Below are 13,370 nucleotides of genomic sequence, written 5' to 3'. Positions count from 1 at the left end.
ATTTTAACAAGAGATATGATTAAATAACTAGGTCAAAAGCAAGATATAAAGAGAAGCATGAATATAACATTAACCAACAAAAGCGCCCTAGTGTGCGGTAGCAGCCAAGGTATTGGAAAAGCATGTGCAATCGAATTAGCATCACTGGGTGCTAACGTCACTTTATTTGCACGTAATGAACAATCTCTCAATAAGGTTTTGGCGTTATTAGACACTAGTCAAGGCCAACAACATCATGTATTAGTTGCTGATTTTTCCCAGCCTGAACAAGTGAAAAATGCGATTACTGCAAATATCGAAAAGCATGGTGGCATTGATATTCTCATTAATAATACTGGCGGGCCAACGCCAGGGCCTGCTAATACAGCAGATGCGCAAGCGTTCATCGATGCCTTTCAGTTACATTTAGTCTCGAACCACCACTTAGTACAAGCGGTAATCCCACACATGAAAAATACAGGATATGGACGGATTATTAACGTTATTTCAACGTCAGTGAAACAACCATTACCAAATTTGGGTGTTTCCAATACGATACGTGGTGCAGTAGCAAGTTGGGCTAAAACGTTAGCCAATGAATTGGGCCCGTTTGGTATTACGGTAAACAACGTTTTGCCAGGCGCAACAGCCACCGCAAGATTAGACGCTATTATCGAAGGTAAAGCAGCAAAGCAAAACATTAGTATTGAGCAAGCGACCGACATTGAAAAATCTCACATACCAATGAGACGATTTGCACAACCAGAAGAGTTTGCCGCTGCGGCTGCATTTTTAGCATCGCCTAGCGCGGGCTACATCACTGGTATTAATTTACCCGTCGATGGTGGCAGAACATCCAGTCTGTAATCGTTAAAAAGATAGGGTAAATAATAACTCGCTAAGATCAGGCTGCCATTGAAACTCTTTCAGGCTGATCTTAGCCCCTACTACCACAATTTGTTCTTCTTGTAGCAACGCTTTTTGCCGTTCAAACCCTTCACTGGCAAGCGGTAACGATATTTTCCCTTGTGCGTTAATCACACGAAACCAAGGAACAGCTTTATTTTGCCAGCCGCCATCAGGTACATAGCCAAGTGATTTACCCACTAATCTAGCGCGGCCGGGCAAACCAGCTAAATCAGCAATTTGACCATAAGTCGCTACTTTACCAACAGGGATCTGTTGTACCGTTTGCCAAATTCGTTGGTAATTTCCTATGTTGGTCATTACCAGGGTAATACGTCGCCATTTGAATGTTTAAACACACCCGTTTCAGCCATTGATTGTTGCTCTATTAACTTAACAATACGACCAGCCGCTTCATTAGCACTAATATCCCCACCCATATTGACCATTTCAGTTTGAACATAGCCTGGATGATATACGCCAACAGAAATATCGTGAGATGCTAAATCTTTCGATAACGACATAGAAGCCGCATTTAAAGCTGCTTTTGACATACGATAACCATATCGACCACCTGAACCATTATCCGCGATAGAGCCCATTCTAGAAGTGATCATCGCTATTTTACTACCGGTAACTAGCTGAGGCAGTAAACGTTCAACAACCAATAAAGGTGCTAAGGCGTTAACATCAAACTGTTCTTTTATTGTGGTTGTGTTTAATTGACCTAATTGTTCATCTCTTAGAATACCCGCATTGCAAATCAACACGTTAATCCTCTCGTTAGATAATGCCTCAGCCATAACAGTTAAGCCTTGCTCGGTGGCAACATCAACCCCATTGATTACCTTTGCATTTAACGCATCTAACGCCTCTGAGCTTTGACGACATAATGCGATAACGTTATCACCCTGATCTGCAAAGATCGTCGCCATGGCAAGTCCAATTCCACGATTAGCGCCAGTAATTACTACAGTGTTTTTCATTTCACTTCCTCTGTTTGTTATTGATCAAACCTTATGTACTATATGGCAACACGCTATACATTATTCAAGGATAGTTTATGAACATTGAGCTGATCCAACAGTCCATTTCACTTCAAACAACGCGTTTTGACTTAGCCTTAATGACTTCAGATGATTTTAATCTGTTTCAACAGTTACAAACTGATCCAAGATTAATGCAGTACATTGGGCCAATACTTGAGCCACAAGCATTAGCAGAAAAATTTTCACAAAGGATCAAGCCTTGGCAACATGAAGAAGAGCATTGGCTAACCTTTAAAATTACAGAAAAATCATCAAAATCTGCTGTTGGTAGTATCGGTTTTCGTATTGAAGACTTAGCGCAACAGCGTGCTGAAATAGGTTATTTACTATTAGGAAAACACCAAGGAAAAGGTATTATTCCAGAGGTTGGTCGTTGCCTGATTGAATTTCTCTTTCAACAAATTGGCGTTCATAAAGTTATCGCTTATTGTTATGCCAAGAATATTGGCAGCTGGAAAGTCATGGAAAAACTAGGTATGCAGAAAGAGGCACACTTTCGTGCTCACACTCTACTCAATAATGAATGGCATGATGAGTTTATTTACGCTCTGCTAGCCAATGAACAAAAGAATAAATACTAAAAAAAGCCACTTGACGTTAAACTATCAAGTGGCTTTTTAAGCGCGCGAGTATTAGGGCGTGTTGATCTTTGCTTTTTGAGTTTAGTTAAACCCTTCAGGCAGCACCTATTTGACATTTCTACTATGTTATCGCTTGATTTGAGTAGAATAACTACACGGCACAAGCTCTGCCTTGTATAAATACCAAACAAATTGCTGCAAAAACAAACTTAAAAGATCAACACGCTCTGTATTAACCGTTATCTTTTTTCATTTTTTTCATTTTCTTTTTACTACCTTCACCACAATGATTTTCACCACAACTGGTACGTGGCTTTTTCTTCATTGCACCTTCACCGCAACTTTTTTTATCTTTGTGCTTCATGCCTTCACCACAGCTTTTTTTGTCTTTGTGCTTCATGCCTTCACCACAGCTTTTTTTGTCTTTATGCTTCATACCTTCGCCGCAGCTTTTCTTGTCTTTATGCTTCATACCTTCGCCGCAGCTTTTTTTGTCTTTTTTATCGGCACCTTCGCCGCAAGAACCACCTTCATGTCCAACATGGCTGCTTCCTGAAAACTGTACATTTTCAATTTCAAATGGGTTAATATTATTTTCCGCTTTAGCTGGTAACGTAAAAACGCTCGCCATCGCTAAAGCAGTAAACATTGCTGCTATTGTAGATTTTTTTGACATACTCATCTTATCTTTCCTTTATTATATAAAAATAGATACCATATCTTACGATCAGCTCTATTTAAGAAGACCTGAACTATTTCATTTAATTTCAACAAATATTGCTTTTTTAAGCTAGGCGAGAAAGTAAGATTTGTCTAGCCAAAGTTGTATCTATATATTTATGAATAATAACGTAAAAAAAATAACACTTGCGCCAATGGAAGGTGTTGCAGATGCGCTAATGCGAGAATTGCTTACCTCCATTAATGCCTATGATCTATGTATCACTGAGTTTGTTAGAGTAGTACAAGGGTTAGTACCACGTCATATTTATCACAAACTGTCGCCAGAATTACGTAATAAAGGTACAACTTCTAATGGCACACCTGTACGCATTCAATTACTAGGTCAACATGCCATGTGGATGGCAGAAAATGCCAAACGCGCTATTGAGCTTGGTTCGCAAGGTGTTGATTTAAATTTCGGTTGCCCTGCAAAAACGGTTAATAAAAGTAAAGGCGGCGCAGTGTTATTAAAATCGCCGGAGACCATTCATCAAATAGTTTCTGCCGTTAGAAGTGCGGTACCCTCTTCTCAAACCGTATCAGCTAAAATTCGTTTAGGTTTCGAAGACACAATGCTTTTTGAAGAAGTGGTTTCAGCTGTTGCCCAAGCTGGCGCAAACGAATTAACCATTCATGCACGCACCAAAAAAGACGGTTACAGACCACCAGCTTATTGGCAACATATTGGTAAATTAACCAACAGTCACGATATGACAATTTACGCAAATGGTGAAATATGGGATGTAGACTCAGCACAACAATGCATGGTAGAAGCAAAAACCCAACATTTAATGCTAGGCCGAGGTGCGCTTGCCATGCCTAATTTGGCGAATGTAATAAAGGGCATAGAAGATAAAATGTCTTGGCAAGCACTGAGTCGCTTACTACAACACTATGCCCAATTAGAGTTAAGCGGTGATAAAAGCTTTTATTTTTCGAGTCGATTAAAACAATGGCTCCGCTATTTGAAATTGCAATACCCGCAAGCAGAAAGCCTTTTTCAACGAATAAAAACGTTGACACAAAAGCACGAAATACTAGCAGAAATTTCCACACTCACCTCACTTGATGCCCAAAATAAATATCCATAACTGCACGGGTATGAATTTTTCTCGTACCCATACGAAAAATTTGCGATAAATTATCACAATTCGAGCTAGTGTTAGCGAAGATTTTTAACCAAAAAATCGGTATGATTACTCTCAAATTAGGTTAAGAAGAATATAACAGTGGAACAAGGTTCAGAATTAAGAGCAAGGTATAACGATATCAGGCGTGGCGTTTACTTTATTGGTACTACCCCTCCTAAAAGTGATACGCCCGTTGAAAAAGTCGATGAAATAGCCGGAAAATTACTTGAACGAGTTAGCGATATCGACTTTGATGGCTTGATTGTTTACGATATTCAAAATGAAGATTCGCGCACTAATAAACCAAGGCCGTTCCCATTTAAATCAACACATGACCCACGGCATTATTCTGCATTATTGAATCAAAAATCATCACGACCAGTGATCACTTATAAAAGTGTTGTGCAATCAAATGCTGATGATTTTAATACTTGGGCAGATGAAGCATGGCAACGATTTGGTATTACAGACGTTGTGCTAGTAGGAAGTCCTTCAAGCCACAATCAAGTATCACTACCGCTACAAACGGCTTATAAAACGCTTGTTGAAAACCAACATGACTTTTTTATCGGTGGTGTAACAATTGCTGAACGCCATGCGAGTAAAGGCAATGAGCATGAACGATTGATTGAAAAACATAAACAAGGCTGTAATTTCTTTATATCACAGGCGATCTATGATCCTCAAGCCACCATTGATATGCTCACTCGCTACGCGATCGAATGTAAAAAGTTAGGCCTAAAACCTCAACGAATTATCTTAACGTTTTCACCTTGTGGCAGTGAGAAAACCTTAGAATTTATTGATTGGTTAGGCGTTAGCGTTCCAGAAGCTACCAGCCTACGTATTTTAAATGCCGAAAAACCACTATATGAGTCTATTCGCATTTGTACTAATAGTTTACACCAAATATTAGATGCCGTTTTACCTTATCAATTACCACTTGGTCTGAATATTGAAAGTTTAACCAATCGAAAAGAAGAAATTGATGGTTCAATATTGTTATATAAATTATTACGTTCTACCATGGAAAACTATCTAGCGAAGCAAGAGTTGCAATCGCTGATCAGTTAAGGAGAGTTAATATGACAGGTACTACAATGGTTGTGCTTATTGTACTTATATCTGTGGGCTTTAGCGTACTGTATGATATGTATAAAAAGCATATAGCCTTTAAAGAACGTACGCTAAATAGTAATAATAAAGCGCATGAGCAAAATATTTCGTTAAAAAAGCAAGTGTTATCCTTGGAAGAACGTGTACAAGTTCTAGAAAAGATCGTGACTGATCAGGGCTACCAAGTTAGTCAAGAAATAGAAAAACTGTAACAACCATGAAATTAATCATGAAAACTGAGTTTGATAACCTCAGGCTTAATACTCAACACCAATACGACACAGACAGTAATGGTGATAAGCAAGTGGTTAAAATTTACTGTGGTGATTTACTCATTGCGAAGCAAGTAAAGGTTAAAAAGTCTATTCGATATTTTGGTGTTAAAAATTATCGCGACTTTTTAACCAATTAACACGATTAACGTAACAGACATGCAAACCTTCAACTGTAATATTATCACTGAATGCCTATGAATTAGGACCACGTCAGCTTTTATCAAGCGTCCACATGCTCTATTATCATCTTCACTTTTTACAAGCTATTCCAGTACAACGGCTTTACGAATAGTAATTATTAGCCATACTCAAGAGCAAAGTCTATTTATTTCTGTTACATGCTAGTAAATAAGGAGCGTATAGTGAGTAAGTCTGCACAACTTTTTAGAATGGCTACCGAAGAGCACATATGTCCATTTGGTTTAAAATCAAAAGATTTATTAGAGCGAGAAGGATATAACGTTGCAGACCATTTATTAACGTCTCGAGAACAAACAGACTCATTTAAAAAGCAACATAGCGTAGACACCACCCCACAAACTTTCATTCAAAATACACGCATAGGGGGATATGATGAATTGCGCAGTTATTTTAATAAAGCACAAGCAGATCAACAGGGTACCAGTTATACACCGGTAATTGCGATTTTTTCCATCACCTTATTATTAAGTTTAGCGTTTAGTTTCTCAGCTGGATTTAGCTTGATATCAATATACACCCTTGAATTATTTGTGGCATTAACCATGTCGGCTTTGGCAATACAAAAACTGCAAGATTTATTTAGTTTTACTAATTCATTTATTACTTATGATCTTGTTGGCATGAAAGTAGTGAGATATGCCTATGCTTATCCCTTTATAGAGGCCTATGTTGGTATTGGAATGATTGCTGGTTTACCCGCTTATAGCGTTGCGCCTTTTTCATTATTGATTGGTGGTATTGGTGCAATTTCAGTTATAAAAGCAGTGTATATTGATAAACGTGAATTAAAATGCGCATGTGTCGGTGGAGATAGTAACGTACCACTAGGTTTTATTTCTCTCACTGAAAACCTATTTATGATCAGTGCTGGTATCTGGATGTTTGTTAAATAACAAAAAATCATCACCCGCAGAAAACAGCGGTTAATATGTATTAATCGCTGTGCTTCCCTCAGAAACAAAGTCTACTTTCGCATGTATTTTTACAGCAGTTTATTGGTATTTAGACAAGGCATTGCGATTAATAGGTGGTTATTCCACATGAAATAGCAATAACGACGTATAAATGACAAAAAACCTGCCCTTTGTATTCAGCTAAACGCGATTTTAATTATGTTCAGTAAAGTGAACATTTCGAACCATACACACTATGAAATATTCATACATATAATTTACAAGTCGTACTTGTTTATTTTATAATCAAATCCTTTAGTGGCTAATATCAAGAGTAATACAATGAAAAATAGAGTAGTAAGTAGTTTTTTCATGATATTCGTTGCTTCATGTGCATCAAACGGAGATGTGTCACATTGGCACGGAGAATCACTCGGTACATTAATTGAAGAATATGGCACACCTCAAACATTCCTAAAACTCGAAGATGGCAATAAAGTCATTGAATATGATGGCGCAACAGCATTACATAAAGCAGCTAATTATTGTTCTTTAACTTTTATGATCGATAGGCAGAATAAAATTTTAGGGGCATCACGCAAAGGTAATGGCACGAATTGCAGTAACTTTTAAGTGCCTTTTTCATAAAAAATTTAGTAGTGACAATAAACTTTACGACGTTGTCACTACTAAGAGGTTTACACATATTTGTGACTTATTGGCCTCTATTTACCCTCAACCAATAAGTGGCATAAATAAAGCTTCCGCCTAACACAAATGTTCCCACAGTTACCTTACTCATTATTGCGTTAATCGGAACAGCTGAGATGGATGTATATTGACCGGTTATAGCGTTAGAAAAGTCAAAATAATTGACAAGCATCACAGTAAAATACGGTGAAGCTAAATTGAAATATTCAACAATAATTGCTTCAACGATCACTAAAATAGTAACGGGTAAAATCGCCAATAAAAAGGGGGCTTTTTTAGCATATATAGACGTCAACATTAACCAAGTATAAACAGGTAACAACCACAGGCTAAGCGGTAACAAACTGCTCCAAGTAATAAGAAAATTACTGAGCCATTCACCTGAAAACCATAAGCCCCATATATCAATATCTTGACTAACAGATAAGACCGTACATACAATCAATGCTACTAACACAAATAACAATAACACTATCGTTGCTGCTAACATAAAAATGGCAGGTAAAATAATCGCACCAACAAGCAATTTAACACCGACGGTTTGGCTGTCTGGTACTGGCAATGAACGCCAAAAAACGATAGATAAATCTCGTCTTTCATCGAAAAAACATGCGGTGAAATAATAAAGTTGCACAATAAACGCAACAATCATAAAAGGAGCAAATAATGCAGAAATAAAACCAAACACTATTTGCGAAAACAACATGTTATCTTGCTGTTGGCTAATTCTGTTCAGCTGTTGCTGCCAGTTAATTGGTAAGCCGTCTCCGAGAATATAATTAAGCACTGGTATCAATACTATTAGCGAAGCTAGAATTACCGGCAACCATACAAATATTCTTTTATATTCCCATAATTCTTTTTGTATATTCATTTGTAAAGAGTGCATGTTCATTAGTACACCTCCTTGGCCATTACGCCTACAAAAATATCCGCTAAGCTTGGCGATGATACTTTTCCAACTGCTTCCAGCTGTTCCCGTGAGTGCTGATCAAATAACATGGTTGTGATCCCCATTAAACGATTCGTACATAACGGCAACATAGAAGATGCCAGCTCTTGGCATTCATCAGAAACAGCAACAAGCTTAAACCTGTCTTTAATCTGTTCAACACTTTCTGCAATAATAATGTTGCCATCTTGAATAAAAGCAACATCCGTTAAAATGTGCTCAATTTCTTCTATTTGGTGTGTTGTCACGACAATCGCTTTCTCTTCGGAGTAAAAGTCTTCGAGTAAGTGACTATAAAATTGGCGTCTCGTTAAAATGTCTAGACCGAGAGTTGGCTCATCTAAGATAAGCACCGATACATCTAACGCTAAAATCAATGCCAAATGTAGTTGCGTTATCATGCCTTTAGACAATGTACCTACTTTGCTTGACTCATTAATATTTGTTTTAGATAAAAAAGTACGCGCTTTATCTGCATTAAACCTTGGATGAACCCCCGCCATATATTTAATTGCTTGTGCTGCAGTTAACCATTTTGGCAGCACTGCTACATCAGCAATATAAGCGACATTTTCTAGCATTTTCGCGCGGTTCTTTCTGGGTTCGAAACCGAGAATGTCAATTTCTCCTTGGTAAGAAATTAGCCCCAACATTGCTTGTAAGCAGGTAGTTTTACCTGCTCCATTAGGCCCAACTAAACCGAGGATCTGTCCTTTTTCAACAGTTAAATCTACATTATCAACAACTTTCGTCTTTTTATAACACTTTGATACTTGTTTTAGTGACACTACCGCACTCATAGTGAGTCCCCCGTGGTTAACAATGATTCGGGTTTAAGTTTTAATCGTTTTATTTGTTGTAATATCTCAGGCCATTGCTCTTGTAAAAACACTTCACGTTCCCGTACAAGCATGGTTTCTTGAGCGCCAGCTTTAACATAAAGCCCTTTACCTCGTTGTTTCTCAACAATGTTTTCATCCTGCAACATTTGATATGCCTTTGAAATGGTCATTGGATTAACTTGATACTGTGCAGCTACCTTTCTCACAGAAGGAAGTGCTTCCCCTTCTTGAATATATCCATCAAGAATTCGTCCAACTACTTGCTGATATAACTGCAAATAGATAGGCTTATCAGCCTGCCATTGAGTTGTCATCGTGTTTTATCCATGAATAGTGATTAGCGAATAATTAGTGTTATACATCACCAGTACACCAAAACACAAATTTTACGCTCAAATAAGCTGTAAATAAATGTTTCATTCAACGAAGATAAAGTGAAAGAGTCTACCGAAGACAGTAATGCACGTTAGTGTATTAACGCTTAATGCTGCTTCCATACTTGAGCAGTAAAGTCATCAATAGTGTGGTTCGCATTGTCTTGCGATAACCAATTGACAATTAATTGAGCAACATCTGGAAAAATAGTTCGTGTTTGTGTTGGTAAATTCACCAACCACTGTTCAACGACTGTACTCGAAAGCGCACTAACCGCTTTACCATAACCAAGCTGTTCTAATGCCAGCGCATTCGATTCTTGCTCCATTTGTCCAGCGATGGGTTTAGTAAGAATAGGAATGCCTAAATGAATACATTCGCTATTTAATTCAAAGCCGCTATTACAAATGACTGCACTTGCACGCTTTAAATCTTCTTTGAACCCTTGATAACTCGTTGTTCGCGTTTGCACATTTGCTTGTTCACCATCTGTTAACTCTTGAGAGTATTGAACGAACTGGTACGCTGTAACGCTGTTTAACATTTTCAGAACCGTTTGTTGATCTTCAAACGGTAAATACACTAATACCGGCCCTTTTTGTGCCGAACGTGTTAACCTAACATCAATAATAGGCGGCAATACGTTATTATTGTAACGAGCCCAATGTAGCCCTATCGACTGTTTTGCTGGTGCAAAGTACTTTAAAATACCACTTGCTAATACATTACCACCCGTAATCGGAGTGTTTTCACCAAAGGCATATTGATGGCCAATCGCTAATGATTTTACACCAGATAATTTAGCAGCCCAGGCGGTGATAGGTTCAAAATCAGTGATCACTAAATCGTACTGCTTTACATCAAGTGTGCGAATATCATTAACAAATTCAATAATATTATTGGTTTTTATCGTTCGCCAATGATCTATTTTTCCTTGATGGGTAACGAATGTCAGGCCCCTCCGATAAAGAAAGTCACCAAACACTTCCATATCAAATAGTTTTTCTTTCTCACGCCCTGATAATAAATACGTCACATCTATATTACGTTCGTTAAAGTACTTAGCCATCACACGAGACCGTGAAATATGGCCATTGCCTGTCGCTTGAATACCGTAAAGGATTTTCATTAAAGCACAACTCCTATCACAATTAGGCTACCAAGTAATGCTCCAGCAATGATATCAGAAGGAAAGTGTACTCCTAGCACTACACGAGATATACCAATGCAAGTAGCCCAAAGATAAAGTGGAAAAGCAGCACTGCCAATGTGAATAGTTGCAAGTCCTGCTAACGCAAAGGCTGCCATAGTGTGTCCAGACGGAAAACTAAATTGGTCCGCGGCTTTTACCAGAGAAAAAAAGTCAGGCACCACCTCTGGTGGTCTTCGTCTTTTAAGTATGTTTTTTAGTAAAAAATATATAGGTCGTTCAAAAGCAAAAGTAAGGCATGCAAGTAAAAGAAATGTTTGTCCGGAATCAGGGTTATATCCCCAGTAAACCAAGGGAAATAAGCCTTGCATATAGCCATCACCTGTTTTTGACAGGCTCCGAACAAAGGCGATAAATTGCGGGTAATAACGCGATTTCCTGCACCATAGAAGTACCCGTAAATCTACCTGATATAGCGCTTCAAGTACTGTCATAATGCTCTACCTTATCGTGAATATATGACCGAAAGATGACAAAATTGCACGTTAATATAATTATTGTTTTAGCTTTTTTCCAAGGTAGCGTTCTCGTTTCTTAGTTTTTAACTTAGCTAAATCTAGCATCACTAAACCGTCAATGCAGTCGGCAAATTCAGCATCAACACCAAAATCAAGAAATTGCACACCACCACGTTCAGTAAGTTCACTATATTGTTTGTATAATGTAGGGATCGCAGTGCCCATATTCGCCAGTAGATGTTTTAAGCGTGTAAAATCCGCTTTATAATCTTGTCCGGTAAATTGCTGTGTTAATTGTTCAATAGCGGATTGTTGAAGGGTAAAAGGTGATCGCGACGTTGCGATATTTTGCTCGCTACCAAAGTATAGACGGTAAAAATATACCATGAGCTCTTTAGCTGCTTGCGGCATACTATTGCTGATTGTGACTGGGCCAAATAAATAGCGATATTTAGGATATTTATTTATAAACGCGCCAATACCAAACCAAAGATAATCTAAACTGCGTTTTCCCCAGTATTTAGGCTGCACAAAACTCCGCCCAAGCTCTAAACCTTGTGCAAGGTAAGGTGTCATCTCTTCACAAAAATCAAACAAAGAGTGGCTATATAAACCCGTTAAGCCTTGCGTTGATATCACGTCGTTTGTATCTGCAAACCGGTATGCCCCAACAATTTCCAATTCGTCATCATCCCATAAAATTAAATGCAGATAGTGCTTGTCAAAATGATCAATATCACGACGTAGATTAGACCCTTCACCCACTGCACGGAATGCCTGTTCACGTAATACACCTATTTCCCGCATAATAGGATCATTCTCTTGGTAGCGATGGAGATAAATGCACTTTCCATCTTGCGTTTGACCGAGGTATTCACAAGCTTTTATTGCATGCTTGAGCGCTTTTCTATCTTCGTGTGGAGCGATAGCAGATTGTGTTTTAAAAATACCTGCTCGACTTTTCTTTAAGCGATAAAGGTGCTGTTTAAACAGCTTGGTTTTGGTTTTTATGTCTACAGCTATTGATTGATAGCTTTCGTAAGGAATTTGTTGCCCAATACGCATCGCAACGTTACCTTGCTGCTTGTTAAACATTTCGTTTACGAGCAACAACGTAGATGCTGGTTTATACATCATTGATAAACCGTAAAACTTCGCTGAATTTTTCGCATCTATATATACTGGTACGATGGGAGATTTAGCTTGCTGAGCAAAACGTAGGAAGCCACTATGCCATTTACCATCTTTCACGCCACTTGGGCTTAAACGTGAAACCTCACCCGCAGGAAAAACGATAATCGCGCCGTCATTGGCTAAGTGTTGTTGAATGGCTTGTAAGTTTTGTTTTGGCGTTTGCCCTCCCATATTATTAACGGGCAATAACAAAGACTGTAATGGTGTAAGCGCCATTAACATGTTATTCACCACAACTTTTACATCACGACGAATATCAGCAACGAGTTTTATTAAGGTTAATCCATCAATAGAACCAATAGGATGATTGGCAATGATGACCACGCGACCATCTCTTGGAATATTCTCACGCTCGTTATCTCGCACTGAATAACTGACACCTAAATGTGATAATCCTTGTTCGACAAAATCAAACCCTGAAATATGCGGGTACTTCTGTTCAAAATCTTGAAATTTGTTTTCGTGTAATAAGCTTTTTAAAATCGCTTTGACTGGCTTTGCTAACCAAGGGGTTTGTTGTATTTTAGGTAAGTTTTGTTCGACAACATCATCAACACGGATCATCTTTTAAAGCTCCAAAAAGTGTCACATTCCAACCTTTATTGGAATGTTCTTAACATAGTTAAGAAAAATGACACCTTTGTTACTTGTTTATGACGCTTTTATGGCATTACGCGTTAGTTAGAGCGTGTTGATCTTTGCTGTTTAAGTTTTGTTCAAATTAAACGCCTTCTGATCGCGGCACTTGGATTATTGCATAGTCATTCTATGGTTA

General features: G+C 38.2%; 17 protein-coding genes. 8 read left to right on the top strand and 9 right to left on the bottom strand.

Translation table 11 applies throughout. The annotated features are described in order from the left end of the window. Positions 1–57 precede the first annotated feature (57 nt). The gene (locus BI291_RS00495) at positions 58–846 is read left to right on the top strand and encodes an SDR family oxidoreductase (RefSeq protein ID WP_074495339.1); all 789 of its coding nucleotides are present in this window, start codon (positions 58–60) and stop codon (positions 844–846) included. A gap of 3 nt (positions 847–849) precedes the next feature. On the opposite strand, the gene BI291_RS00490 is transcribed toward BI291_RS00495, so the two are convergent. Continuing rightward, a complete protein-coding gene (locus tag BI291_RS00490) occupies positions 850–1,206 on the bottom strand; it encodes an MGMT family protein (RefSeq protein ID WP_074495336.1) in 357 nt (118 codons plus the stop codon). Further along, complete coding sequence (locus BI291_RS00485) at positions 1,206–1,871, bottom strand: SDR family oxidoreductase (protein WP_074495334.1); 666 nt, start codon at positions 1,869–1,871, stop codon at positions 1,206–1,208. Before BI291_RS00485 ends, BI291_RS00490 begins: the two co-directional genes overlap by 1 nt. Before the next feature lie 77 nt (positions 1,872–1,948). Here BI291_RS00485 and BI291_RS00480 point away from each other — a divergent pair, with 77 nt between their 5' ends. After that, the gene (locus BI291_RS00480; RefSeq protein ID WP_074495332.1) at positions 1,949–2,515 is read left to right on the top strand and encodes a GNAT family N-acetyltransferase; all 567 of its coding nucleotides are present in this window, start codon (positions 1,949–1,951) and stop codon (positions 2,513–2,515) included. Between the two features lie 232 nt (positions 2,516–2,747). On the opposite strand, the gene BI291_RS00475 is transcribed toward BI291_RS00480, so the two are convergent. Beyond that, complete coding sequence (locus tag BI291_RS00475; protein ID WP_074495329.1) at positions 2,748–3,197, bottom strand: hypothetical protein; 450 nt, start codon at positions 3,195–3,197, stop codon at positions 2,748–2,750. Between the two features lie 157 nt (positions 3,198–3,354). Between BI291_RS00475 and BI291_RS00470 the strand changes: the two genes are divergently transcribed. The 6 genes from BI291_RS00470 (at position 3,355) to BI291_RS00445 (ending at position 7,486) form a co-directional block, all read left to right on the top strand. Further along, positions 3,355–4,329, top strand: a complete 975-nt coding sequence (locus BI291_RS00470) for a tRNA-dihydrouridine synthase (RefSeq protein WP_074495326.1) — start codon at positions 3,355–3,357, stop codon at positions 4,327–4,329. Between the two features lie 138 nt (positions 4,330–4,467). After that, positions 4,468–5,442 carry a methylenetetrahydrofolate reductase gene (locus tag BI291_RS00465; RefSeq protein WP_083601793.1) on the top strand — a complete coding sequence of 325 codons (975 nt, stop codon included), beginning with the start codon at positions 4,468–4,470 and terminating at the stop codon, positions 5,440–5,442. A gap of 11 nt (positions 5,443–5,453) precedes the next feature. Beyond that, positions 5,454–5,696: a hypothetical protein gene (locus tag BI291_RS00460; RefSeq protein ID WP_074495320.1), complete on the top strand. Its 243-nt coding sequence runs from the start codon at positions 5,454–5,456 to the stop codon at positions 5,694–5,696. Between the two features lie 17 nt (positions 5,697–5,713). Next, positions 5,714–5,896 carry a hypothetical protein gene (locus BI291_RS00455; protein ID WP_322111097.1) on the top strand — a complete coding sequence of 61 codons (183 nt, stop codon included), beginning with the start codon at positions 5,714–5,716 and terminating at the stop codon, positions 5,894–5,896. A 225-nt stretch (positions 5,897–6,121) separates the two neighbouring features. Continuing rightward, positions 6,122–6,853: a MauE/DoxX family redox-associated membrane protein gene (locus BI291_RS00450; RefSeq protein ID WP_074495315.1), complete on the top strand. Its 732-nt coding sequence runs from the start codon at positions 6,122–6,124 to the stop codon at positions 6,851–6,853. A 342-nt stretch (positions 6,854–7,195) separates the two neighbouring features. After that, positions 7,196–7,486, top strand: coding sequence for a hypothetical protein (locus tag BI291_RS00445; RefSeq protein WP_139302518.1), 291 nt, complete (start codon positions 7,196–7,198; stop codon positions 7,484–7,486). 82 nt (positions 7,487–7,568) lie between these two features. Here BI291_RS00445 and BI291_RS00440 read toward each other — a convergent pair whose 3' ends face one another. The 6 genes from BI291_RS00440 to BI291_RS00415 form a co-directional block, all read right to left on the bottom strand. Then, positions 7,569–8,459: a hypothetical protein gene (locus tag BI291_RS00440; RefSeq protein ID WP_074495310.1), complete on the bottom strand. Its 891-nt coding sequence runs from the start codon at positions 8,457–8,459 to the stop codon at positions 7,569–7,571. Continuing rightward, the gene (locus BI291_RS00435; protein WP_074495308.1) at positions 8,459–9,316 is read right to left on the bottom strand and encodes an ABC transporter ATP-binding protein; all 858 of its coding nucleotides are present in this window, start codon (positions 9,314–9,316) and stop codon (positions 8,459–8,461) included. The genes BI291_RS00440 and BI291_RS00435 overlap by 1 nt, the downstream gene beginning before the upstream one ends. Continuing rightward, the gene (locus BI291_RS00430) at positions 9,313–9,672 is read right to left on the bottom strand and encodes a GntR family transcriptional regulator (RefSeq protein ID WP_074495305.1); all 360 of its coding nucleotides are present in this window, start codon (positions 9,670–9,672) and stop codon (positions 9,313–9,315) included. The genes BI291_RS00435 and BI291_RS00430 overlap by 4 nt, the downstream gene beginning before the upstream one ends. Positions 9,673–9,839: 167 nt before the next feature. Continuing rightward, positions 9,840–10,862, bottom strand: coding sequence for an MJ1255/VC2487 family glycosyltransferase (locus BI291_RS00425; protein ID WP_074495303.1), 1,023 nt, complete (start codon positions 10,860–10,862; stop codon positions 9,840–9,842). Then, positions 10,862–11,377 (bottom strand): phosphatase PAP2 family protein, encoded by a 516-nt coding sequence (locus tag BI291_RS00420; protein ID WP_074495301.1) that lies wholly within the window; start codon positions 11,375–11,377, stop codon positions 10,862–10,864. The genes BI291_RS00425 and BI291_RS00420 overlap by 1 nt, the downstream gene beginning before the upstream one ends. Positions 11,378–11,437: 60 nt before the next feature. After that, complete coding sequence (locus BI291_RS00415; RefSeq protein ID WP_074495300.1) at positions 11,438–13,159, bottom strand: lysophospholipid acyltransferase family protein; 1,722 nt, start codon at positions 13,157–13,159, stop codon at positions 11,438–11,440. Positions 13,160–13,370: the final 211 nt, after the last annotated feature.

Origin of the sequence: Thalassotalea sp. PP2-459 (assembly GCF_001913705.1) — a bacterium.
Classification (GTDB): Bacteria; Pseudomonadota; Gammaproteobacteria; order Enterobacterales; family Alteromonadaceae; genus Thalassotalea_C; species Thalassotalea_C hakodatensis.
The sequence above is the reverse complement of the archived record's forward strand: the minus strand, read 5'-3'. Positions and strand labels throughout refer to the sequence as shown.